Source organism: Vibrio sp. VP6 (genome assembly GCF_028823755.1).
GTDB lineage: Bacteria > Pseudomonadota > Gammaproteobacteria > Enterobacterales > Vibrionaceae > Vibrio > Vibrio parahaemolyticus.
The window spans coordinates 17,551-40,470 of record NZ_JAPEID010000028.1 but is presented as its reverse complement, the minus strand read 5'-3'; the positions used below and the strand labels follow the sequence as shown (position 1 = coordinate 40,470).

Annotated in this window: 17 protein-coding genes; 7 read left to right on the top strand and 10 right to left on the bottom strand. The window is 45.6% G+C overall.

From position 1 onward, the window contains the following. Nucleotides 1–303 precede the first annotated feature (303 nt). On the top strand, nucleotides 304–1,029 hold the full coding sequence (locus OU793_RS16950; protein ID WP_180793857.1) for an MBL fold metallo-hydrolase: 726 nt from the start codon (nucleotides 304–306) through the stop codon (nucleotides 1,027–1,029). Between the two features lie 66 nt (nucleotides 1,030–1,095). Here the strand turns inward: OU793_RS16950 and OU793_RS16945 are convergent, their stop codons facing one another. From OU793_RS16945 to OU793_RS16930, 4 genes are all read right to left on the bottom strand, one after another. Continuing rightward, nucleotides 1,096–1,524, bottom strand: a complete 429-nt coding sequence (locus OU793_RS16945) for a RimK/LysX family protein (RefSeq protein ID WP_005459284.1) — start codon at nucleotides 1,522–1,524, stop codon at nucleotides 1,096–1,098. A 65-nt stretch (nucleotides 1,525–1,589) separates the two neighbouring features. After that, nucleotides 1,590–2,495, bottom strand: a complete 906-nt coding sequence (gene rimK / locus OU793_RS16940) for a 30S ribosomal protein S6--L-glutamate ligase (RefSeq protein ID WP_005459235.1) — start codon at nucleotides 2,493–2,495, stop codon at nucleotides 1,590–1,592. 458 nt (nucleotides 2,496–2,953) lie between these two features. Continuing rightward, complete coding sequence (locus OU793_RS16935) at nucleotides 2,954–3,844, bottom strand: LysR family transcriptional regulator (RefSeq protein ID WP_140103176.1); 891 nt, start codon at nucleotides 3,842–3,844, stop codon at nucleotides 2,954–2,956. 535 nt (nucleotides 3,845–4,379) lie between these two features. Further along, nucleotides 4,380–4,625, bottom strand: a complete 246-nt coding sequence (locus tag OU793_RS16930) for a hypothetical protein (RefSeq protein ID WP_025507391.1) — start codon at nucleotides 4,623–4,625, stop codon at nucleotides 4,380–4,382. A gap of 168 nt (nucleotides 4,626–4,793) precedes the next feature. Between OU793_RS16930 and OU793_RS16925 the strand changes: the two genes are divergently transcribed. Next, nucleotides 4,794–5,660 (top strand): helix-turn-helix domain-containing protein, encoded by an 867-nt coding sequence (locus OU793_RS16925; protein WP_021484466.1) that lies wholly within the window; start codon nucleotides 4,794–4,796, stop codon nucleotides 5,658–5,660. Nucleotides 5,661–6,275: 615 nt separating this feature from the next. On the opposite strand, the gene OU793_RS16920 is transcribed toward OU793_RS16925, so the two are convergent. Further along, nucleotides 6,276–6,614, bottom strand: a complete 339-nt coding sequence (locus OU793_RS16920; RefSeq protein WP_005459294.1) for a YggL family protein — start codon at nucleotides 6,612–6,614, stop codon at nucleotides 6,276–6,278. A gap of 357 nt (nucleotides 6,615–6,971) precedes the next feature. On the opposite strand from OU793_RS16920, the gene OU793_RS16915 reads away from it, so the two are divergent. Continuing rightward, a complete protein-coding gene (locus OU793_RS16915; protein WP_140103175.1) occupies nucleotides 6,972–9,008 on the top strand; it encodes a PhoX family phosphatase in 2,037 nt (678 codons plus the stop codon). A gap of 92 nt (nucleotides 9,009–9,100) precedes the next feature. On the opposite strand, the gene OU793_RS16910 is transcribed toward OU793_RS16915, so the two are convergent. Together OU793_RS16910 and OU793_RS16905 are read right to left on the bottom strand one after the other, a co-directional pair. Continuing rightward, entirely contained in the window at nucleotides 9,101–10,492 is a 1,392-nt protein-coding gene (locus OU793_RS16910) for a glycoside hydrolase family 1 protein (protein WP_025507394.1), read from the bottom strand. 233 nt (nucleotides 10,493–10,725) lie between these two features. Further along, nucleotides 10,726–12,798 carry a sensor histidine kinase gene (locus OU793_RS16905; RefSeq protein WP_159404266.1) on the bottom strand — a complete coding sequence of 691 codons (2,073 nt, stop codon included), beginning with the start codon at nucleotides 12,796–12,798 and terminating at the stop codon, nucleotides 10,726–10,728. A 268-nt stretch (nucleotides 12,799–13,066) separates the two neighbouring features. Between OU793_RS16905 and OU793_RS16900 the strand changes: the two genes are divergently transcribed. After that, a complete protein-coding gene (locus OU793_RS16900) occupies nucleotides 13,067–14,422 on the top strand; it encodes a sigma-54 dependent transcriptional regulator (RefSeq protein WP_140287895.1) in 1,356 nt (451 codons plus the stop codon). Between the two features lie 36 nt (nucleotides 14,423–14,458). Here OU793_RS16900 and OU793_RS16895 read toward each other — a convergent pair whose 3' ends face one another. Both OU793_RS16895 and brnQ read right to left on the bottom strand, forming a co-directional pair. After that, complete coding sequence (locus tag OU793_RS16895; protein WP_180793856.1) at nucleotides 14,459–15,667, bottom strand: GGDEF domain-containing protein; 1,209 nt, start codon at nucleotides 15,665–15,667, stop codon at nucleotides 14,459–14,461. A 103-nt stretch (nucleotides 15,668–15,770) separates the two neighbouring features. Continuing rightward, a complete protein-coding gene (brnQ, locus tag OU793_RS16890; protein ID WP_140103171.1) occupies nucleotides 15,771–17,081 on the bottom strand; it encodes a branched-chain amino acid transport system II carrier protein in 1,311 nt (436 codons plus the stop codon). A gap of 883 nt (nucleotides 17,082–17,964) precedes the next feature. On the opposite strand from brnQ, the gene OU793_RS16885 reads away from it, so the two are divergent. The 3 genes from OU793_RS16885 (at nucleotide 17,965) to lhgO (ending at nucleotide 22,415) form a co-directional block, all read left to right on the top strand. Next, complete coding sequence (locus OU793_RS16885; RefSeq protein WP_005484315.1) at nucleotides 17,965–18,975, top strand: TAXI family TRAP transporter solute-binding subunit; 1,011 nt, start codon at nucleotides 17,965–17,967, stop codon at nucleotides 18,973–18,975. Nucleotides 18,976–19,056: 81 nt separating this feature from the next. Then, nucleotides 19,057–21,180, top strand: a complete 2,124-nt coding sequence (locus tag OU793_RS16880) for a TRAP transporter permease (protein ID WP_029835878.1) — start codon at nucleotides 19,057–19,059, stop codon at nucleotides 21,178–21,180. Nucleotides 21,181–21,188: 8 nt separating this feature from the next. Further along, nucleotides 21,189–22,415 carry an L-2-hydroxyglutarate oxidase gene (gene lhgO / locus OU793_RS16875; RefSeq protein ID WP_159404267.1) on the top strand — a complete coding sequence of 409 codons (1,227 nt, stop codon included), beginning with the start codon at nucleotides 21,189–21,191 and terminating at the stop codon, nucleotides 22,413–22,415. A gap of 66 nt (nucleotides 22,416–22,481) precedes the next feature. Here the strand turns inward: lhgO and OU793_RS16870 are convergent, their stop codons facing one another. Further along, nucleotides 22,482–22,877, bottom strand: a complete 396-nt coding sequence (locus tag OU793_RS16870) for a cystatin domain-containing protein (protein WP_005459310.1) — start codon at nucleotides 22,875–22,877, stop codon at nucleotides 22,482–22,484. Between the last annotated feature and the right edge of the window lie 43 nt (nucleotides 22,878–22,920).

Genomic DNA, 22,920 nt, shown 5'->3' with positions numbered 1-22,920 from the left:
ACTTAAGTCCTTAATTAATTAGAAGGAAAAGTACAAAAAAGCAAATCATGAGGTATTAACCTCATACCCTGACACGAACTCCGTGTGCGCGCATTAACGGATAAAAGTGCCTCTGAGTCTAATGATTAAAATCTATCATCTCGATTATGATTTGTTGTCGTAGTTGGGTGTGAACATTTGTTTACCGGAGCGTCGATTCTGCTGTTATAGTTGGTCTGACCAGCAAGGAAGCGGTCATGAAAAATCTCACTCAAATAAGGACATATTTTGCAGCTGCACAGAATTCAGGGATACATTCAGACCATGTATCTCGCCGAATATCCCGATAAATTAATGTTGCTTGATGGTGCAAGTCGAGCAGACATTCCTCACCTTAAAGATTTTATTGAACATCAACTCCATCGCCCTTTTTCTGACCTAAAGTTGGTCGTTGTGACTCATATGCATCCAGACCACGCTGGTGGCGCGCACAAGCTGCGTGATTTGACCGGATGCAAAGTGTTAGCCGCAAAGCGAGAAAGCCAGTGGTATGACGGTGTAGATGGTTGGTTAATGCATTTAATCGATTTGATGTTGGCGCGCTGGATGGCGAACCGGATGCGCAAACCAAAGCGAAACCTGTGGTATTCACGCAAGTTAAAGCCCGATATCGAACTCATCGATGGTGAGTGTATTCCGGGGTTTGATGATTGGCAGGTACTAGAAACGCAAGGACATACCGATAGAGATCTGTCGGTTTATCATTCTGAACAAGATGTATTGTATGTGGCGGATTTGATGGTGCAGGTTAAGAAGCATCTTATTGCGCCGTTTCCCATATTTCATCCAAACCAATATCGCCAATCATTAAAGCGCGTGTTTGAAATGAATCCGCAATGTTTGCTTTTGGCACATGGGGGAGAGGTGACTTTTGATGAGAAAGCGTATCAGCACATTCTACATACTGCGCCGACTAAGCCGATGACCCATTGGCGAGTGACAAAAGTTAAAGCTAGGGGATTGTTGTTTGCGATATTTCGTAGGAAGTAGACGAAGGTAAAGCCAGACGAGTGATGCTCAACAAAAACGTTCGATCACTCATCTGAAGCTACGGGGTTAAGACGCCAATAAGTGAGATTGGCTAGGGTCTACCAGCACTTTGTCTGCCATACCCTGACGACCTAACAACATCATGTAAGTCATTTTTTCACGGTTAGTCAGCGTAATGTCGATTGGCCATTCTTGGTCGCCCAAGCGCAGCATTGTGGTGATGACGCAGCGGTGCTCAAAAGTACCGTTCGAAGACTTAACCTTGCGGTTTGCCTTTAGCTTCGCTGTGCAGCGAACCACTTGTTCTAAGTGATAAACATCCGGGTGTAGATCGAATGCAACGTAAGACTGACCATCTTTTTCAAAGCAATCAATGTTATCTACATGCAATGAAGATGTTTGTGCGCCCGTATCAATACGCGCTTCAAGGTGAGTAATCCCTAACTCTGGCAAGCAAATAGCTTCGGCATTCCCAATGATCATTTTCTGATTCATAGTGTCATCCTAGCGACGAGTAACAAGAGAGCCGGATTTTGGCTCTCTTGTGCGTTAAACAAAAATCAACCTTTACCGCGAGTACGGTTTGAATTTGGCTTAGCGTTTTTCTCGATAAAATCGAAGATCATACCAGCAACGTCTTTACCTGTTGCTAGTTCGATGCCTTCTAGGCCAGGTGAAGAGTTCACTTCCATCACCACTGGACCATTTTTAGATTGAAGGATATCCACACCACAAAGGTTCAAGCCCATCACTTTCGCTGCATTTACAGCGGTTGCGCGTTCTTCTTTGCTTAAGCGTACGAGTTGCGCAGAACCACCACGGTGAAGGTTCGAACGGAATTCGCCTTCTTTTGCTTGGCGCTTCATTGCAGCAATAACTTTGTTACCGACAACAAAACAGCGGATGTCCGCGCCTTTTGCTTCTTCGATAAACTCTTGCACCATGATGTTTGCTTTCAAACCCATGAATGCTTCGATCACACTTTCTGCCGCTTTATTTGTTTCAGCAAGTACAACACCGATGCCTTGAGTACCTTCTAGCAATTTAATGACTAGAGGTGCGCCACCAACGTTTTTGATCACGTCCTGAATGTTGTCAGGGTGGTGAGCAAAGCCCGTGCGCGGCAAACCGATGCCTTTACGTGATAGCAATTGCAATGAACGCAATTTGTCACGAGAGCGGCTGATCGCTACAGATTCGTTGACACAAAATGTGCCCATCATTTCAAACTGACGCACAACAGCAGTGCCGTAGAAAGTAATGGATGCACCGATACGTGGAATAACAGCATCGTATTGCGGCAATTCTTCACCCTTATAGCGGATCATAGGGTTGTTGCTCGTAATGTCCATATAACAGTGTAGAGTGTCGATAACATCGATTTGATGCCCACGCTCTTCACCCGCCTGTTTTAGGCGCATGGTTGAATATAAATTCTCATTACGAGAGAGAATAGCAATACGCATGGCAATTCCTTAGTAAGTCAGTACCAAATTAAAATATAAGTATAGAGTATAGAATGTAGTAGGCAGGTGATCATGGTATGACATAACCTACTTACTTCAACGATTTAGAAGTGTGGTTGAACAACCACGTCGTCAGAGGTGCGCACCTTAGGTTTTTTTGTTACAAGTTTAAAACGAAAAAAAGCATTCGTTACGACAAAAATTATTTGTCGATTTATCGCGCCTTACAGTGATTGTGTGTCAATAGTTTAGCGAAGAAAACCAGTGAAAAAATCATGGGCATTGAGTTTGAAATTCGCGCAAAAAACGCCCGGATTTACTTGCGCAAGGCCATGCATATTGGCGTTATTGGAACAAAAATCACAACAGAAAAGATTTTTTAGCCGCTATAAATTTTACGAAACTTATACAAAAGGTGGTTTAAACCAATGCACACCCACTTTATATATGAAAGACGCTTATTTCCCAATGATGCTTGATAACACCTCTTTTATCGTGGTGTAGCGCAGCGGTAATGTGCGTCCCCGTTTTTTGACTAAATACAAATCTTCATAAACGGTTTGTTTTAGCTGCGCGACGTGCAATTCTTCTCTATTTGGAAAGCTTTCTACTGCACTTTGAGGCAACACCGTAAATCCCAATCCTTTGCTAACTGGCAATAATATTTGGCTTAATTGATTGACAAAGCCCGAAAGCGGCATGTCACTCATTTTTATCTCTTTTAATTGTGGCTCTGCACATTGGTCAAAAAACAACGTCATATAGTGCTCGGCATCGGGATGGCCAATAACACCGCATTTTTGCAAGATCTCAGGCGTTAAGGGCTCGGCTTTATATGCGTGGGGAAGGATCAAGCACAGCTCTTCTCGACCGATTCGTTCGCTTTGGAAGAGGCTTTTGTTTGGAGCGTCAGTCACGATGCCGATATCAATGCGGCCTTCAGAGATACCATTAAGAATAGATTGGTTTGGCGCGGCTTCTAAGTGGATGGACAAACTAGGATGTTGCGTTTGTTGCTCTAATAGAGGGCCGTAAAGCATGAGGGCCAACGCACCGGAACAAGCGAGTTTACAATGACCAGAATAGGCATCATCAAAGCTGAGTTCTTCTAGTAAGCTTTTTTCGCGCTCCTCTAGCTCCAACGCATAGGCGTAAACCATACGACCTTGTTCGGTGAGCTCGAAACTTTTGTTCTCACGTTTGATCAAGGCATGCTGACAACTTTGCTCTAACTTCTTGATGTGTTGGCTAACACCGGGTTGAGTCATGTAGAGCTTTTCTGCGGTTTGCGTAAAGTGGCCGACTTCGACCAGAGTCTTAAACGTGTGTAACCAAACGGGATTAAGCATAGTGCGTGATGTGCTGTGAGCTTGCTAAGAGACGTTGAGAAAATAATAGCATGGCACTGCCCGAAATAAATCGGCTGAAGTGAATTGGGTGGTTCGCGAATGCTAAATAGCAGACAAAATAAAACCCCGCCTGGTTTCCCAGACGGGGCTTATTCTCTTTCGCAGCAATCCAGCTACTAATAGGTGCTCCCTGCATCTATCCTTGATTGTGGCTAAGTCCTTTAACCGAGTTCCTTGTTCATCGCCTTCCTAGCGGTGTCCATTCTTGCCTATCATCCTGACGGGCGAACTCTATCCTAGAGCTTAACTACATCCTTGCTGATAACTCATCCTAAGCTACCAAATCTTCATCCTGAAGATACCTAGTCCATTAGGCTTTTTTCCTGTTCCCGCCAACATCCTGTCGACACAATCAGTATTGATGTTTTGCTGATTACTCTCAATCAGCTAGGTAAAAAAACTTTGGCAGCGAATATTATGAAAAATACTATAAGTTTTAATTTTCAAATATTTATATGCATTTTTTGATTTTATCTTAGTCAAAGATGGTCGTTTTGCTTACATCGCTTGTGAGAGATCTCGCACAAGGTGTCGAGCAAATGTCCGAATTGGCGTCGTTTTCATCTTGTTTAAGAACTTGCTCAAGATCACAACTCGATTTGTAACCATAAAATTTGGTGATGGTGTTAGGTGAGATTTCCATTTCTCTGATAGCGAATTTTGCCCATTCATCGCGAGTTTTGTGCAGGATTTGGCGTAGCTTGATAGTGAAGTGGCTCATAAAAGCTTCCTTAGTTATCTTGTCTTTACAAGGCAAGAATAAGGAGAGGGACAACACCAAGTTGATAGTATGCCGTTTAATATCAATACTATTTCGGCGTGATGAAGATTATGCCGGCAATACTGATATTATTTGAGCGTGAAACAATACTATCTTGTGGAGTAGCCAATGGCGCACATCGAAAAAGTACCGCAGAGACCAGGTTTTTCTTGGCGCTATCGTCGCATTGATGAGGTAGAGAAAGAGTACGACCTCCATTTTCACGATGATGTGTTTGAGTTGGTCATCCATCGACACTTCACTGGCAGTTTGCATATTGGTCATCACGAATTAGAAGTGACTCACAACCAAATGCTATTGATCGCGCCTGGTGTGCCTCATTCAATTCACTCCACATTGGTCGAAAGCAAGTGCGAGACTCATGTGATTTGGTTTAAGCGTGAGTGGATTGCCAATTTGATGTTCTATTGCGCAGAGCTTAGAAAGCTTGACCCGCTTTTAAAGGCGGCCAATAAAGGTGTGGTGTTTTCTGAACGGACAGCTCAGCACGTTGTGGATCTTCTGCATGAGCTCATGACGTTTCCTGCAATGGAGCAACTATCGAGATTTCTCCATGTCTTGTCTCTGATTGCTCACGATGAAGGAGCGAAAACACTGATGACTCACTCGTACTTATCGATGAGTGAACACGAGCTACAGGAAAGAGAGCGCGTGGCAAGTGTTAACGCGTATCTCGAACAGCACTTTGCAACTAAGGTGACGCTCGCAGACTTGGCGAACTACTTATCGCTGAGTGAAAGTGCGGTCACAAGATTGTTTCAAAAGCACTTTAAAGAGCCGTTTAGCCAACGTCTAATGAAATTGCGGATCAATCATGCCGCAGATTTGCTGCAATCTACGTCGTTGCCGATTGGGATTGTGTTTGAGCGAGTCGGATATCGTAATCAAGCTCTGTTTAATCGCCATTTTAAAACGTACAAAGGACTTACACCACGCGAGTACCGCCAGCATTATCAGCAGCGAATTCAGCCTTAATGGGAATGGTATGCAACTGCTAGTAAGAACGTGAAAAGAGTTACTCGACGGAAAGTGATGTGCAATTGGTATATTACTTGCAAAGTTTTTCAGGAATCATTGTTAAGATTCAATGACAGTTAATTTAGGGAACTTGATTGCCATTTTTCTGTCATATCTCGTGAGTAATTTGACCGTGTCAGGAAGGTAATAATCGGTTTTAGGTGTCAAAAATGGCTGCAATAGAACCGTTTTTATCATTATGTTGTGAAATGAGTCACGGTTAAATAATTGGTTCCCTTATAGATTGAAGGGGATAAAAAACCTTAGACAATAAGCTCATAAAGAGCGTTACTTATAGAAGATGAGGGAGATTACTATGAAAAAAATGAGAAGAGCTCAGCTACATCGTGTTCGCATCCAGTACTGGAAAGATACGAAAGAAGCAACAGCTAAGAAATCATAGTTAACCATACTCGAAGTCCTTGAGCTGGCAATAGAATTCAAACGTTCTCTACGCATTGCCAGCTCCAAACACCACCAACACTTCAAATCTAATTTTAAATTCAGTTTCATCACCCATAAAAAAAGCCAGTCCGAAGACCAGCTTTCTCTAACGTATTTGCTTGTCTGCTATTACAGGTAGTTTGCGTCAAGCAAGTCGCCAGCTTTCGCGCTTTTCACTTCTGGACGAGCTTCTAACCAAGCAACGACTTGTGCTTTTTGCTCTTCTGTCGCGCTACCGTAACGTTCTGTAGAACATAGGAAGCCTTCAAATAGCTCCAGACCGCCGCCGCCAAAGCATAGACCTAGAGTATCAATGTAGTCGATAAAGTCATCAACGAATGCATCGTAACGGTCGAAGTCGTTGATGTCTGTTTCACAGCTGATTTCGAAACCTAGGATTGCGAACTCACCTAAGAACAGCTTTTTACGGATACGACGGTTCTTGTTATCGATTTTGTCTAATTTCATGATTCTCTCTCGTAGATGATTTGAGTACGTACACCTTATACCTTCTATCAGACTTTAGCCCAAGAAAAATCAGAATGAAGCGATACAGTTGGCGATTATGTAATCAAACCTAAGGATAGGTTGGCGTTGTGCACGATTTTTGAGCTCTGGAGTGTTGCATTGCTCGCTGTGGGAAGTGAGAGAGGAGGAATATATGAAGAGTCGATAGGGATACGGAGTTGCCGTGTCTCGTTTATTGAGTGATCACATCATTGAAATACAAGTTTCATATAGATTGAGCATTTCTGTCATTTTTCTTCTCCAAACTTCTTGCCGTTCAACAATTTATTCACTAACTATAAGATCGGGAAAGTAAAAATGAGCAAGGAAACCTTCGACGCAACGCGTTATAACCAAAGCGATAACAAGCCTTTTGAAGAAGTACTAGAAGCGAGTCTATCTCGTCGTAGCATCTTAAAAGGTGGCCTTGGTATCAGCGCAATGACTGCGTTTGGTGCTTTTGGATTGGCGGGCTGTAACTCTTCGAGCTCTGGCACGTCGGCAAGTAACGGTTCTGGCGTTTCGAAAGCGGTACTTAACTTTGACTCAATTCCTGGCTCGTTGACTGATGCCGTTTCTATTCCACAGGGTTATACCGCTCAGGTACTGGTACCTTGGGGTACACCGCTGAATGCTCAAGGCAGCGCGTGGAAAAATGATGGCAGCAATACCAGCTCAGACCAACTTAACGCGTTGGGCATGCACCATGATGGCATGCACTTTTTCCCATTAAATGACAGTACGACCGACGGCCTGCTTTGCATCAACCATGAATACATTGATACATCAGCACTGCATCCAAACGGTCCAACAGTTGCGAATGGCGTTCGCACAATAGTTGATGAAGTTCGCAAAGAGATTAACGCTCACGGCGTTTCCGTTGTTCGTATTCAGCTAGAAGACAATATGTGGAAATTGGTGGATACCGATCCGCTTAACCGCCGATACACTGGTGCGACAGTGATGGATTTATCTGGCCCAGTCGCTCACACGGCGCTTACTGTGACGCGTTTTTCGCCTGATGGCAGCCAAGCTCGTGGTACGTTAAACAACTGTGGCAACGGCTATACGCCGTGGGGTACTTACCTCACGTGTGAAGAGAACTGGCCTGGCTACTTCGTTAATGCGGGGACTCGTACAGAAGAACAAGATCGTATTGGTGTGGATGATAAGAGCACGCGTTACTTGTGGGAAACATTGGCAGGTAACTCAGAAGAGCGTTTAGATGAGTTCACGCGTTTTAATGTTGCACCAACAGGCACCAGCTCTGCAGACGATTACCGCAACGAAGCGAACGGCCATGGCTACATTGTAGAAATTGACCCATATACCCAAAACTCTCGTGCGAAAAAGCGTACCGCGCTTGGTCGTTTCCGCCACGAAGGTTGTGCTTTCGGTAAGCTAGAAGCAGGCAAACCCGTAGTATTTTACTCAGGTCATGATTCTCGTTTTGAATACCTTTACAAGTTCGAGTCTGCAGCGGCTTGGGATCCTGCTGATGCAAATCCTGCGAATCGCTTGGCGACGGGCGACAAGTACATGGACGAAGGCACACTTTACGTTGCGCGTTTCAATGAAGACAGCACAGGTACTTGGTTGCCACTAACGCTTGATAGTGTGACGACATCTGGTGGCACGCTTGCTGATCATTTTAACTCGTTAGCGGAAATTATCATTAATACGGCTGGCGCGGCTGACCTTGTTGGCGCAACGCCAATGGATCGTCCTGAATGGTGTTCTGTTGACCCGTTCACAGGCTCTGTATACCTCACGCTAACCAATAACACGCGCCGCACAGACGAAACGAATCCAGCAAATCCACGCTTAAACAACAAGTTTGGTCACGTTATTCGTTGGGATGAAGGCACTTCTGCGACAGACTTTACTTGGGATATCTTTGTCTTTGGTTCGCCTGCAAATGGTAATGCAGACACAAACCGTTCTGGCTTGAATGAGCTTAACCAGTTTGCAAGTCCAGATGGCTTGGCATTTGATGGTCGCGGTATTCTTTGGATTCAGACTGATAACGGCGCAGATGAAGTCACGTCTTACACCAACGACCAAATGCTGGCGGTTGTACCATCTAAACTCACGAATGAAAATGGCGATCAAGCAGTGATCGGTGCAGACAACCAAGCAGAGCTGAAACGCTTCTTTGTTGGTCCAAACGGTTGCGAAGTGACAGGCTTTACCATTAGCCCAGATTACAAATCACTATTTGTAAACATTCAACACCCTGGTAACTGGCCATACAGTGATGATGCCGCGCAAGAAACTCCGGCTGGAACTACAGTTCGTCCTCGTGCTGCAACCGTTGTGATTCGTCGTGAAGATGGTGGCGAAATAGCGGTTTAATCTCATAGTGTATTAAGACCTTAAAACTCAAGCCCTGCAATTGCAGGGCTTGATGTTTAGGCTTATGTCTCGCTGTCATTCACATATGTGCGTTAGCGTTTTAACGAACCACCTGCGGTACGAATCACATCCTGATACCAGTAGAAGCTCTTTTTGCGTTTACGTTCTAAAGTGCCTTGTCCATCATCGTGACGATCAACGTAGATATATCCGTAACGTTTGCTCATTTCTGCCGTTGAGTTGGCTACTAAATCAATCGGCCCCCAACTGGTGAAACCCATTAATTCAACGCCATCAAGAATGGCTTCGTGCGCTTGCACTAGGTGATCGTTGAGGTAGGCTATGCGGTAGTCATCTTGAATTTCGCCATTTTCGTCAAATTCATCTCTCGCTCCCAAACCATTTTCCACGATAAAGAGCGGCTTTTGGTAGCGATCGTGCAAGAAGTTCAGCAAAATACGCAGACCTTTGGGATCGATCAACCAGCCCCATTGGCTCTTTTCCAAATATGGATTTGGCACGCTCTCAACAATATTGCCGACTTCCTTCTGTTTCGGATCTGCGCTCGCACAGCCACTGGCGTAGTAGCTAAAGGAGATAAAGTCGACACTGGCCGAGGCGATGTCTTCTAAATCGCCGTCTTGCATCTGAATTTCGATGCCATTTTCACGGAAATAGCGCTTCATATAGCCAGGGTACTGACCACGAGTTTGCACGTCACCGAAGAACAACCACTTGTTGTTTTCATGCATGGCGGCTAACACATCATCAGGGTTACAAGTGTATGGGTAATTCATGGCACCCAGTAACATGTTGCCGATTTTGCCATTCGGTACAATTTCCTGGCACAGCTTCACTGCTTTAGCATTCGCCACCAATTGATGGTGAATCGCTTGGTAAATCTGTTGCTCTGTTGCGTCTTCTGGCAAACCAACCCCAGTAAATGGTGCATGCAGAGACATGTTGATTTCGTTGAAGGTAAGCCACAGTTTGACCTTATCTTTGTAGCGTTCTAACACGGTTTTAGCGTAACGCTCGAAAAACTCGATCACTCGACGATCGCCCCAACCACCATAATTCTCAACCAAGGCGTAAGGCATCTCGTAATGAGAAAGCGTCACAAATGGTTGCATGTCGTGTTTGGCTAGTTCATCAAAAATGTTGTCGTAAAACGCCAGTCCTTCTTCGTTTGGCTCCAGTTCATCACCATTAGGAAAAATACGACTCCAAGCGATGGACAAGCGTAGGCAGGTGAATCCCATCTCTTTAAATAGAGCAATATCTTCTGGATAGCGATTGTAGAAATCGATCGCAAGATCTTTGATACCTGGTGTTCGTTCTTCACGCGTTTGATGCGGGCTCAGAATGCCGTTTGGCAACATATCTGATGTTGATAAACCTTTACCCCCAAGGTTGTATGCCCCCTCTACTTGGTTTGCAGCAATGGCACCACCCCAAAGGAAATTATCTGGAAACTTAATCATGTTTCTCACTCTTTTATCGTTAGAAAATTGCAGTTACTTGGATTTTTCTTTGCTTGAGAATAGTGCAGGTCACATCACGATTCTTGTAGCCAGATCGACTTTCTGAAGGGCGATTTGTTCGGTTTTAGAAAAGACGCCAACCGAAGCCAGATCCGATAGCCGCTTGGGGGTTGAGTTGCGAGTATAACTGCTGATTTTTGAATAAATATCTGTGTAAGTCACTTTTAGTTGGCTCAATCAATCGTATTGGCGAGCTGAAATCGCAAGAGGAACGACATACCGGAACCAGGGTTGCGTTGTGCTGTGACTTGTCCATTCATGTCTCGCATGTTGTTCGCGGTGATTGACAGTCCTAAACCCAAGCCTTCGCCGATCTTTTTGCTGGTTTGGAATGGCTCGAAAATGGTGTCGAGTTGTTCTAGTGCCACGCCACAACCGTTGTCACTGACCACCACTTCAACGTGGCTGTTAGTTGGTGTTACAACGATTGAAAGTTGGGGATTGTCCCTAGATTGCATGGCATCAAGCGCATTGGATATCAGGTTGCCAAGCACTTGTTGTAGGCGTTGTTCTTCCCCCTGAATTTGCGGCAGATCGCTAGGTATTCGAACGCGAACATCCACATTCGCCAGCTGAGATTGATAGACACGCAGCGTCTCTTCCAACGCGCTGGTTAACGACAGCGCTTGTAGCTTTTCAGGTTTGTTGTACGCGAACGTTTTGAGCTGGCTCGTCATGCTTGCCATGCGGTCAATCAGCTTTTGCACGAGCACATTATTGGCCTTCATCATGGCGGTTTCGCCGCGTTCTGCCAATAACTCGTTGGTGGTGAGAAGGGTGCGCAATCCGGTAAGAGGTTGATTCAACTCGTGGGTAATCGCGCTCGACATGCGGCCCAACGCCGCCATTTTGCTCGATTCAATCAATTGCTCCTGAGCTTGACGTAGCGCTTGCGTGCGCTCTTCTACCCGCTGCGCTAGCTCTTGGTTGACGAGTTGTAGCGATTGTTCAGCCTTTTTGCGTTTACTGATATCGATGAGGGTGGCAAGAAAATACAGCTCTCCGTGCCAAGGAAAAGTCGTTAATGAGAACAGCACCGGGAAAACGCTCCCATCACTTCGCCTTGCCATCGTTTCAACGGCACTGATTTCTGCCAGCTCCTTATGTTTTGGTAGATCTCTGAGCAGTGTGAGCGTGGTTGAGTTGGGATTACCTGCATCAAACAACTCCCAAGCAAAAGTTTGACGATTGACATTTTCTGGCAAACAAAACAGCCGCTTAGCCATTGGATTGAGATCGAATAGCTGTCCTTGCTCATTAATCAACAGCAACCCAACGTGAGTTTTGTTGATCATCTGCTTAAGTCGCCTTTGGGATTCCTCCAGTAGAGCCTGAATACGCTGCTGGTTCTGGTTTTTCTGGTGCCGTTGCAAACCGATAATGACCAACAAAATGATCAATAACAGCAACGCAGCGACACTCCAACCAATGACATTAATGGCTTGTTGAACTGGCTTGGTCGGGATGAGATAACTGACATACCAATTGAGGTCATCCAATTTAACGGTATGGGCAAAATAGCGTTGTTGATCCAGCGTCCAAAAATGGATCACGGTGTTGTCGTAGAGCTTTTGTGTTTCCTCATCTACTGCATGGTTTGGCTCATTGAACCAGTCCGCGTTGTAAGTGGTACTGCTCGACAGGAAGAAACGCTGATGGCGGTTTTGCAGTGTAATAATGTCTTGGCTGGTGATGGTTTGTTCCGTCAGAAGGCTCAAGTTAATTTGTACGACGACAATACCCGCGATGTTAAGGCCATCAAAAATCGGTGCCGATAAATAATACAGAGGGCTCGAGCCTTTGGTTTTATTTACCAGAGAGACGCCTTCACCTTGGTGATGAATCTGTTCAACAATGGCACGTCGATCTGAACGGCTAAATCGTTCATCGATGAGGCTGGAAACCAACACTTCACCAGAGGTGGAGAGGATCAACCAACCTTCGGTGTTCGCGGCTTTGTCGAGTTGGGTTAACTGGGCTTGCAGCGATTCATAGTAAGTCAAATTGCCTTTCACAAACGCAATAGTTTCGGGATTGTTGGTGACTAAATAAGGCAGGTGATAAAAGCGTTTCAGTGCTCGGCGGACTTCGCCGATGTAATCCAGTAGTTTTTGTTGCGCTTCGGTTTGCGTTTGTGCGCTGAGCAATTGGTGGGCGATTTCACGACTAGCACTGTAAGAAAATAGCACCATCGCGCTTGCAAAAATCACAAGCAACCACATTTTCCCTTTTCCGCTGAGCGTCATACCGACTCCATCCAAGTACTCGTTTTCTTAAGATAAGTTATTGATTGTCAGTGCTGCCTCGTCCTGATTGATGACCCAATCCACATGTAGGTTTGCCGATTTAGATTTTTCCTGTGCGGTTCACAGTGATTACTTATCCAGATTGAGACAGAGTGCGCCTAACTGATTGGATGTTAAAGAGTTGTAATTAAGAAGTGAGATCTAGCTCCTTTTCTCCCTCGTGGTTTTTGCTACCGTTACGAAAGACGTTTTAAACAGGCAGTAATTCATGGCTTTTGAAAGCACCCCCAACATCGCACTTATTGAAGATGATGACATTGTTCGTCAGGCAACTAGCCAATGGCTGCAACTGGCCGGATTTAACGTTGAGGCATTCAGTACCGGTGACGCTGGAAAGGCGGCGATACTACGTCAAGACTTTGATGCTGTTGTCAGTGATGTTCGCTTGCCTGATAGCGATGGCCTCTCGATTTTAGAAAGCCTTATTGACCATCATATCCAAACGCCCGTTATTCTGATCACCGGACATGGGGATGTGGATATGGCGGTGAGTGCGTTGCAAAAGGGCGCATTTGACTTTATTGAGAAACCATTTCAGCCAGAGCGACTCTCGCAACGTGTGACGGAAGCGGTCGAGACTTATCGAGCGCAGACGTCAACGCAAGATCGTCAAGAATATCTCGCGAGCGTAAGTGGGCTCGAGGAAGTGCTGATTGGCCGAAGCCGAGTCATGCAGCAATTGCGTGAACAAGTTGCAAAGCTAGCGCGTATTGATACTAACGTCATTATTTATGGTGAAACGGGCTGTGGTAAAGAGCTGGTGGCTACCAGCCTGCATAAAGAAAGCCAACGAAAATTACATCGTTTCGTACCGATAAACTGTGGAGCGATTCCCGAAAATCTGTTCGAAAGTGAGCTGTTTGGTCACGAGCCCGGCGCTTTTACCGGAGCAAGTAAACGACGGATTGGCAAACTCGAATACGCCGATAAAGGCACATTGTTTTTCGATGAAATTGAGAGCATGCCGCTTTCAATGCAAGTGAAAGTGCTGCGCTCATTGCAAGAACATACTGTCGAACGAGTTGGTGGCAACCAGCAGATCAATGTGGATTTGCGAGTGATCGCTGCCGCGAAAGAAGATCTCAACGATCATGAAGAGTTCCGCCAAGATTTGTATTACCGACTTAATGTTGCACAGATCTACTTACCGCCGCTTAGGGAGCGAGAAGAAGACGCGTTGATTCTGTTTGAGCACTTTGCATTGCAAACAAATCCAGACAGTCGACCGTTGAGTGATGCCGACAGAAATGCCGTGCTTTCTTACGCTTGGCCAGGAAATGTGCGCGAATTACGTAACGTTGCAATGCGTTTCGCGCTGGATGATACGGTTTCTGTGATGGAAATTCTTTCTAGCCGCCCGTCGTCAACTACGGAAGAAACTCAAGCGGGTGTGCCGTTGATGATTCAGCTGCACAACTTTGAGCGCAAAGTGTTGCATGATTCATTAGTGAGGCACCAAGGACGGATTAATGAAGTGATGCAAGAGCTCGATTTACCACGTCGCACCTTAAATCAGAAAATGCAAAAATTTGGTCTGAATCGTTCCGATTACACCGATTCGTGAATGGAGTAATAGGAGCGATGTCGTTTTACCTTTCCGTTATGCGCTTTTAGTCGGTGTTTGGATGAACTTACCACCCACCTCGCTTTCATCTTGGAATGTCGTGACTTGATTTCGCCCGGTATGCTTCGAACAATACAGTGCTTCGTCGGCTCGGGTGAGTGCATCTTGTAAGCTGTCATTGGGCATTAGCTCGCTGATGCCGAAGCTCATCGTGACTTGGTTTTTAAAAGCAAGCAGCGACGTTTCACGTTCAATGCTGCGACGTACTAACTCGGCATAGGCTTTCGCGTTTTCGGCATTGGCAAGCAACACAATCATAAACTCGTCACCACCAAAGCGAACGGTACATGCTGACTCTGGTAACGTTTGTTTAAAAATCGTGGCGATGGTTGCCATGACTGAGTCGCCAGTGGTGTGTCCGTATTGGTCATTAATGGTTTTAAAATCGTCCACGTCAGTCATAACGATGCTGATAGGCGTATTTTTTTCGCGTGCTTGATTCACAAGGTTAGGCACAATGACTTCCATTGCACGTCGATTGTATAACCCAGTTAATGCATCCAAATGAGAAAGATCGTTGATGGATTTCACCAATCTTGCGTTGATCAACCACAACATACTAAAGCTTAAAGCAACAATGAGGCAGATACTAAATAGAAACGTCAGCTGGTGGATGATACCTGCATTCATAAAACTGGTGACTTCTGGTGCCCAAAAGCTCCAAACGGTTCTGCCCGCCATAAAAGCACTAAACCCAAAGAAGGCGTACGCCATCACTTGAACGGGCAGTTTTAGATCGTCTCTTTTTCCCTTGAACATCGCAACGCCACTGCAGAAGGTGACTAAGCTCAAGTAGATACTAAGAAAAATGATTCGGCTACGAATAGATGGCGAATAAAAGGTGAAGTAATAAAAAAGGCCACTGAATACCGGTACCAGAAACGTGAGTACATGAGCACACTTGAGGGGGAATTTACGGAAAATGCTTACGCCATATAACGTGAGCAAAAAGCCGATGATAATGATGGTATTGGAAAGAATGATCGTCAGCCAATCTGGGGCTGAGTCACGAAATCCCAATAAAAAAGGGCCTAAGCCAATAAACAACAGAGAAATGGCGAACGTTTTTAATCCTTTAATTTTGCTCTGAGTATATTGATAGCAAAGCAGGCTAATAGCATAGATACAAGAAAACAAAATGATAATAAAGTTGAGGGTTCTTATATCTAAATAGTGACTCTCCATATGTGCTCCACAACGAACCATTACTCGGGCAACTCCTTTGCCCGTCATCAATAAACGTCCAGTATGTTAGCGTAATTATAGAATGATGTCTTAAGTTAAACGGCTATTCGTTGACCAGCTCGAATTCTTTGATTTCTTCTGCTTTTTTAGTGAACAAAAGTCCGATCGTTGCCATGATGACACTAGGTACAATCCAGCTCGCGAACTCATTGTACAAAGGCATGTTGTGGCTCATCCATTGATCTGCAGCTTCCGGCATGTAGCCCAAAATGTGCAGAGCATCGACACAACCAAATGCTAGTGCGGTGAACGCGGTAAGCACCAACATGAACTGAGACATTTTGTTACGAACGGGCGCCATCATCATCAAAGCAATCGCCACAGGATGAAGTGCCACAACCGCAGGTAAAGTGATTGCCAATAGCTGCTCTAAACCGATGTTGGCGATAAAGCCTGACAGTACCATGGTGATGACGACACAGCTTTTGTAGTTCACTTTGCTAAAGGTGTTGTCATAGAACTCGCTGCCTGCGGTTGTTACGCCAATCGCTGTGGTTAAACAGGCCAATACCATGACTGCACCCAACAACACCGAGCCAAACGCACCAAAGTGGTTGAAGGTGAACGCCGTTAAAATATCGCCACCATTGCTAAATTCTGAACCTAAGTAAGAGCTAGTGGAACCGATGTAAGACAACGAAATGTAAACAAACGCCATCGCGACAGCGTACATTAAGGCTGCAATTAGAGTGTATTTCGCCGTTGCTTTCGGGCAGTCCACTCCCATGCTGCGAATGGCACGGAAAATGATCCAACCAAAGCCAATTGAGCCTAACGCATCCATCGTCATGTACCCTTGCGTCAAACCTTCTTCAAACGCACCACTCACGTATGGGCCACTGGCTTGTGTCAACTCACCTGCTGGGTAAATCAAGGCAGTGACAGACATGATGATCAAAATCGCCATTAACGCCGGTGTTAGGATTTTGCCTAAGTTATCAACCAACTTACCTGGGTAAAGCGCAAACCAAATGGTTGCTACACAAAAGGCAATCGTAAACGGCACTAATGCCGCCTCACCAAAGATTGGGGCGAAGCTAAATTGATAGGCGACGGTAATGGCTCGCGGAATCACAAATGCTGGCCCGATGACGATGAAGACCATCACCCAAAAACTGGTTGCTAGCGGTTTTGGTAGCGCAGCGGTTAGCTTGTCTGAGCCATTAACGATCGCCACCATTACCAGTGCTAAAGCAGGTAGACCCACGCCGGTCAAAAGGAATCCAGACATTCCACTCAAAAAGTTTTCACCCGCTTGGTAACCCAAAAATGGAGGGAAGATAAGGTTACCTGCGCCCAAATACATGGCGAAAGTCATAAAGCCTAAGGCGGCGATATTGCGTGCGCTTAACATTGTTATTCCTCTTACACGTTTCGCTTGGAAGAAACTGAAAGGAATGGGAGAGAGTATGTGGTTGTTCCCGTCAGCTTCTTCTCAAGCTGACAGAAATTTTAGATGTAGCCTGTCAGCTCTGAATCAGTTCCAGAGAGAGCAGGAGGATCGCTGCAGCAACGCCGGATGGGCGTTTTAATGCGAATGGAGATTGCGCAGTTGCTGACATGAGAGATCCTTAATGACGAAAAAATACCAAGGAATACGTTTGCCTTGGTGTTCATTTACCCTAACGAACTTAAGGGGATCGGCACAACCCCAAAGGAGAAAATAAGTCGATCTGGTTAATCTTCATCAGCAATTTAGTGGTTTAAACTGGAATTTAAATCTTGAAATGGAATAAATGACTTTTCAGTTCGTTAACATGCCCGTGTTTGTTGGAATTTTGTTCATCATTTGGAGTTTTTATCTAAGCTGCATTGCTCAATAAGTGAACACTACTTTAGAGTGGTGCTCATACTTGGTATGAACTAGATACGTTTTTAGACCTATTTCGCTAAGAGATGTTGCGTTGGGACACTCCGCGACAGAGTTGAATGCTTGTTTGTTATCGGCAAAAACTTGCTCATGGCTAAAAAGGGCAAATCTTTTGTATCGATCACAATTCATTAACGTTTTGCGAGGTTGTACCGCTTAGTCTCATTCTATTGTCGGCAATATCTTGCTTATTGGTTTACGGGCAAATGAGCGAGTTTTTGCTCATTTTTGGCTGGGAGATTATATTTATTAAATAAAAACAATGAGTTGAAAATTGGCATTTAAGTTGCTCTTAGCGTTTTGTTGTTAATAAAGATTTAACATGATGTAAATCCATAATCGTGAAACGACTACACGGAGAGTAATAATGAAAATGAATAAGCTCGTAAAAGCACTGGCTATTGCTGTGACATCTTTTGGTATCGCGACAAATGCAGCAGCGGAAGAGCGCAGCTACATCCTTGCAACCGCTTCTACTGGTGGCACTTACTACCCAGTTGGGGTAGCTTTGGCGACATTAAGTAAAGTGAAACTCGCACCAAAGCACCACTTCTCCCTTTCTGCTATCAGCTCTGCTGGCTCTGGTGAAAACGTCAAACTACTGAATGAAAACGAAGCACAATTTGCGATTTTGCAAGGTTTGTACGGTGCGTGGGCTTGGTCGGGGGAAGGTCCTTACGAGAAAAGCGGTCGCCAAGAAAAGCTGCGTTCAGTCTCAATGCTATGGCAAAACGTTGAACACTTCATTGTTCGTAGCGACTTAGCAAAAACCGGTACGGTTAGTGATCTGAAAAACCTCGAAGGGAAAAAGTTCTCTATCGGTAAAAAGAACTCCGGTACTGAGAACTCAGGCCGTCAGATCATGAAAGGCCTGAGTGTTGACCCAGATAAGTTCAACCTTGCCTTTATGGGGTACGGCGGCAGTGCAAGTGCGCTACAAAATGGCACCATCGATGGTATGAATACGCCAGCTGGTGTTCCTGTTGGGGCGGTGACGCAAGCATTTGCGGCGCTAGGCAAAGATATCTCGATTCTTTCGTTCACTGACGAGCAAATCAAGCAAGCCAACGGCAACTACAAGTTGTGGACCAAGTACGATATTCCTGCCAACACTTACCCAGGTTTAGATAAACCAATCACGACGATTGCTCAGCCGAACTTCCTTGCGGTTCGAGACGATATCTCGGAAGAGGACGTTTACCAACTGACCAAAGCCATTTACGAGAACCTTCCGTTCCTACAAGGCATCCACAAAGCAACCAAAGCGATGGCGATCGAAAAAGCGATTTCGGGACTTCCTTTACCGCTGCATCCGGGTGCGGTTCGTTACTACAAAGAAATGGGAATCGAAATCCCATCTGAACTGATGGCGCAATAACGCCAACTTCGCCCCGAGAGCATCTCGGGGTCTTTATTTTGTTTTGAACATTGAAAAAGCCGTTAGAGCTTGGAGTAGGATATGAGCGACTCTATGGAAAAGGAATTGCAGAAATTTGAGCTGCCCACGCGCACCGATTTCCCGTGGGTAACCATCACCATCACGGTGTTCGGCGTGGTACTTTCTGCATTGCATATTTGGTTTAACACCTTATCGACGTTACCGGAACTCTGGATATCCGCGACGCACTTTGCTGGCTTTGCGGTAATTTGTGCACTTTGGTATCCGGCTCATATCTCTTTGAAGCAGAGCAAAATGGCTCTTGCGGTCGATGTGCTCATCGCAGCAGGGGCTATCGCCTGTTTGCTTTACATTCCTTATGCCGAAGATGCCTTGTATGAGCGTGGTGTTAAGTTTGTCACTAGCGATTGGGTCTTTGCCATTATGGCGATATTGATCGTCATCGAACTGATTCGCCGCACCATGGGGTGGTTTATTCCTGTGTTGATTGTGATCTGTTTGAGCTACGTTGTTCTGTGGGGAAAATGGGCGACGGGTATTTTTCATTTTCCGGGGTTGAGCATGGAAACGCTGCTTTATCGCAGTTTCTACTCTTCTGAAGGCATGTTCGGTTCTATTTCTCGCATCAGTTGGACATTCGTTTTTATGTTCATCCTCTTTGGTGCGTTTTTAGTACGCTCTGGCGTTGGGGATTACATCATCAATGTCGCTCGTGCAGCCGCAGGAAAAATCATCGGAGGGCCGGGTTTCATTGCCGTGCTTGGCTCGGGTTTAATGGGCTCTGTGTCGGGATCTAGCGTGGCGAATACCGTGTCGACAGGGGTGATCAGTATTCCGTTGATGCAAAAAGCAGGTTTCCCTTCGCGCTTTGCTGCAGGGGTTGAGGCTGCGGCTTCTACTGGTGGTCAGTTGATGCCTCCGGTGATGGGCGCGGGCGCGTTCATTATGGCGTCTTACACTCAAATTCCTTATGTGGATATCATTGCTGTATCGTTTGTCCCTGCGTTGATTTATTTCTTGTCGGTCGCGTTTTTTGTGCGTATCGAAGCGAAGCGTAGCGGCGTGCAGAAAATTACAACCAGTGACGAATCGCTTATCAAAGTTCTGGTGAGTGGTTGGCACAACCTCATTCCTTTGGTGGTTCTGGTGACGTTGCTCGTGAAAGGTTTTACACCCACTTATGCGGCAGGCCTTTCCATCATTTCTGTTGTTGTCTCTTCGTGGTTTTCGAAAGAGCACAAAATGGGACCAAAAGCGATCATTGAGGCGATGTCTCAAGGCGCGAAGAACATGGCAACCACCGCTGTCTTGCTGGTGGGTATTGGTTTAGTGATCAACGTAATCAGTACCACAGGCATCGGCAACACTTTCTCTTTGATGATCAATGGTTGGGCGAATGGTGACTTGTTCATCATGCTCGTGTTGATTGCTTTGGCATCGTTGGTTTTAGGTATGGGCTTACCTGTGACAGCGGCGTATATTGTTCTGGGCACTTTGTCTGCACCGGCCTTGTATAAGTTGATTGCCGAGAACCAACTTTTAGAGTTGATGGTTTCAGGGCAGTTGCCTGAGCAAGCGAAAGCGATCTTCATGCTAGCGGCACCAGATAAGCTCGATCTTCTCAATGCGCCAATGGCGCTGGAAACGGCGAAAGAAATGCTGTCACTGGTTCCTGCTGATTTTGTTGAAACGCTACTAGAGCAAAGTCTGGGTTTAGAGGCGGTTGGCTTGGCATTGTTGGCTGCGCATTTGATCATATTCTGGCTCTCACAAGACAGTAACGTTACGCCACCAGTGTGTTTAACCGCATTCGCTGCGGCGACCATTGCGAAAACGCCACCAATGCGAACAGGCTTAATGGCTTGGAAAATTGCGAAGGGGCTGTACTTGGTTCCATTGTTAATTGCCTATACCGGATTGGTCAGTTGGGATGTGACATCAGTAATTACGGTCGGCTTCTTTGCGATAGTGGGTACTTACGCGCTCATTGGTGCCATTGAAGGTTATTTAGAAGGACCATTGAATATATTGATGAGACTGATTCTGCTTACTATCGGTGCGCTTTTGGTTTGGCACGATATTCCAATCTTAATTCGTGTGGTGTGCTGCGCGGTATTCGTTGCCGTGTTTGTTTACAGTGGGCGCAAGTTCAAATTGCAACAGTCTCAACTTTCGGTTTTATAAGAGGTCGTATGAAATCAGTCTATGACTACATTGTTGTGGGTGGTGGTATCGTTGGCGTGTCCACGGCTTGGCAGCTCCAACAACGCCATCCAGAGTGTTCTATTTTATTGGTTGAGAAAGAGTCTGGTTTTGCTAAGCATCAAACCGGGCATAACAGCGGCGTTATCCACGCGGGTGTGTATTATGCGCCGGGCAGCTTAAAAGCCGACTTTTGCAAACGCGGCGTAGAAAAAACGCTCTCGTTTTGCTCTCAGCATAATATTTCGGTCGAAAACTGCGGCAAGTTGTTGGTTGCAACTAACGAGCAAGAAGTCGAACGAATGAACGCCCTTTATGAACGCTGCCACGTCAACGGGATTGATGTGGAATTGCTTGATGAAGCGCAGCTCAAGTTGGCGGAGCCGAATATCACAGGGTTGGGCGCGATTTACGTGAAAACCACCAGTATTGTTGATTACCGCTTGGTAACAGAGCATATGGCACAGGAGTTCCAAGGTTTAGGTGGTCATATTAGCTTGAGAACCAAGGTGGTTGCCGCCGATGAGAAAGATGAAGAAGTACAACTGACTTGCGTTTCCGATGGACAATCTATGCAGTTGAACTGCAAGTTTCTAGTCACTTGCAGTGGATTGATGGCCGATCGGATGACAAAAATGATGGGCATTCCGACCGATTTTCAAATCGTGCCTTATCGTGGTGAATACTACCGATTAGACAGTAAGCATAACCAAGTGGTGAATCACTTAATCTACCCAATTCCAGATCCAGATTTGCCATTTTTGGGGGTGCACTTGACTCGTATGATTGATGGTTCTGTGACGGTTGGTCCAAATGCCGTTCAGGGTTGGAAGCGAGAAGGGTATGGGAAAGTGAACTTTAACCTGCAAGATACACTGCAAATGCTGAGTTTTTCTGGCTTTTGGAAAGTCACACAAAAGCACTTAAAAACGGGCTTGGAAGAGTTTAAAAACTCGTGGTGGAAGTCTGGGTATTTAAAACTGGTCAATAAATATTGTCCGAGTATTCGTGTTGAGGATCTCCAGCCTTACCCTGCAGGGATTCGCGCGCAAGCGGTGTTGTCGGACGGCACTCTAGTGCACGATTTCCTATTTGCAGAGAGCGCAAGAAGCCTTCACGTGTGTAATGCGCCTTCCCCAGCGGCCACATCTGCCATGCCTATCGGAGAGTACATTTGCGATAAGGTCGATGATAAAGTGGTAGCTAAAGTCGTCTAGTCAGACATAAAGAGCCAGTTTTGAACACTGGCTCTTTCGTTTCATCAGGTTTTTGTTGGTGGCATTCTACTTCGGGCAAAGTTCGCCTTTTTTGGCGTGTCTTTCGATCATGTAATCGCCTCTTGCACTGCGTAAGACCATTGCGTTCCACACTTCACCGTCTTGAAGCTCGAACTCAAACGCATAGTGAGTACCCGCTACCACTTGAGTGCGTACTTCGTTGATGTTTTTTAATTTATCTTCTGCGTTCATCTGGTACAAAACCATACTCAACGAGCGCTGCGCTTCTGGAGTAACTTGAGAAACTTGCCATCCACCGGGTTGACTCTTTTCTGCCGAACAAATTGCCTGCATTTTCTTTTTCATCGCGGGTGAAACTTGCTTGTCCACGGCGTAGACATTGTTGGTGATCGTGAGGATTGCAAGAGTGGCTGCGGCTCCCCAATATTTCCTAACACTCATAAAGACACTCCGTTATTTGTCCTTGATTGAGTATAAGCACGGC

Bases quoted from the DNA above. Each gene is read 5' to 3' on its own strand.
- OU793_RS16870 (WP_005459310.1), bottom strand. From the start codon at position 22,877: ATGAGTGTTAGGAAATATTGGGGAGCCGCAGCCACTCTTGCAATCCTC.
- OU793_RS16945 (WP_005459284.1), bottom strand. From the start codon at position 1,524: ATGAATCAGAAAATGATCATTGGGAATGCCGAAGCTATTTGCTTGCCA.
- OU793_RS16905 (WP_159404266.1), bottom strand. From the start codon at position 12,798: ATGACGCTCAGCGGAAAAGGGAAAATGTGGTTGCTTGTGATTTTTGCA.
- OU793_RS16895 (WP_180793856.1), bottom strand. From the start codon at position 15,667: ATGGAGAGTCACTATTTAGATATAAGAACCCTCAACTTTATTATCATT.
- OU793_RS16880 (WP_029835878.1), top strand. From the start codon at position 19,057: ATGAGCGACTCTATGGAAAAGGAATTGCAGAAATTTGAGCTGCCCACG.
- OU793_RS16910 (WP_025507394.1), bottom strand. From the start codon at position 10,492: ATGATTAAGTTTCCAGATAATTTCCTTTGGGGTGGTGCCATTGCTGCA.
- OU793_RS16915 (WP_140103175.1), top strand. From the start codon at position 6,972: ATGAGCAAGGAAACCTTCGACGCAACGCGTTATAACCAAAGCGATAAC.
- OU793_RS16885 (WP_005484315.1), top strand. From the start codon at position 17,965: ATGAAAATGAATAAGCTCGTAAAAGCACTGGCTATTGCTGTGACATCT.
- OU793_RS16900 (WP_140287895.1), top strand. From the start codon at position 13,067: ATGGCTTTTGAAAGCACCCCCAACATCGCACTTATTGAAGATGATGAC.
- OU793_RS16925 (WP_021484466.1), top strand. From the start codon at position 4,794: ATGGCGCACATCGAAAAAGTACCGCAGAGACCAGGTTTTTCTTGGCGC.
- rimK (WP_005459235.1), bottom strand. From the start codon at position 2,495: ATGCGTATTGCTATTCTCTCTCGTAATGAGAATTTATATTCAACCATG.
- brnQ (WP_140103171.1), bottom strand. From the start codon at position 17,081: ATGTTAAGCGCACGCAATATCGCCGCCTTAGGCTTTATGACTTTCGCC.
- OU793_RS16950 (WP_180793857.1), top strand. From the start codon at position 304: ATGTATCTCGCCGAATATCCCGATAAATTAATGTTGCTTGATGGTGCA.
- OU793_RS16920 (WP_005459294.1), bottom strand. From the start codon at position 6,614: ATGAAATTAGACAAAATCGATAACAAGAACCGTCGTATCCGTAAAAAG.
- OU793_RS16935 (WP_140103176.1), bottom strand. From the start codon at position 3,844: ATGCTTAATCCCGTTTGGTTACACACGTTTAAGACTCTGGTCGAAGTC.
- lhgO (WP_159404267.1), top strand. From the start codon at position 21,189: ATGAAATCAGTCTATGACTACATTGTTGTGGGTGGTGGTATCGTTGGC.
- OU793_RS16930 (WP_025507391.1), bottom strand. From the start codon at position 4,625: ATGAGCCACTTCACTATCAAGCTACGCCAAATCCTGCACAAAACTCGC.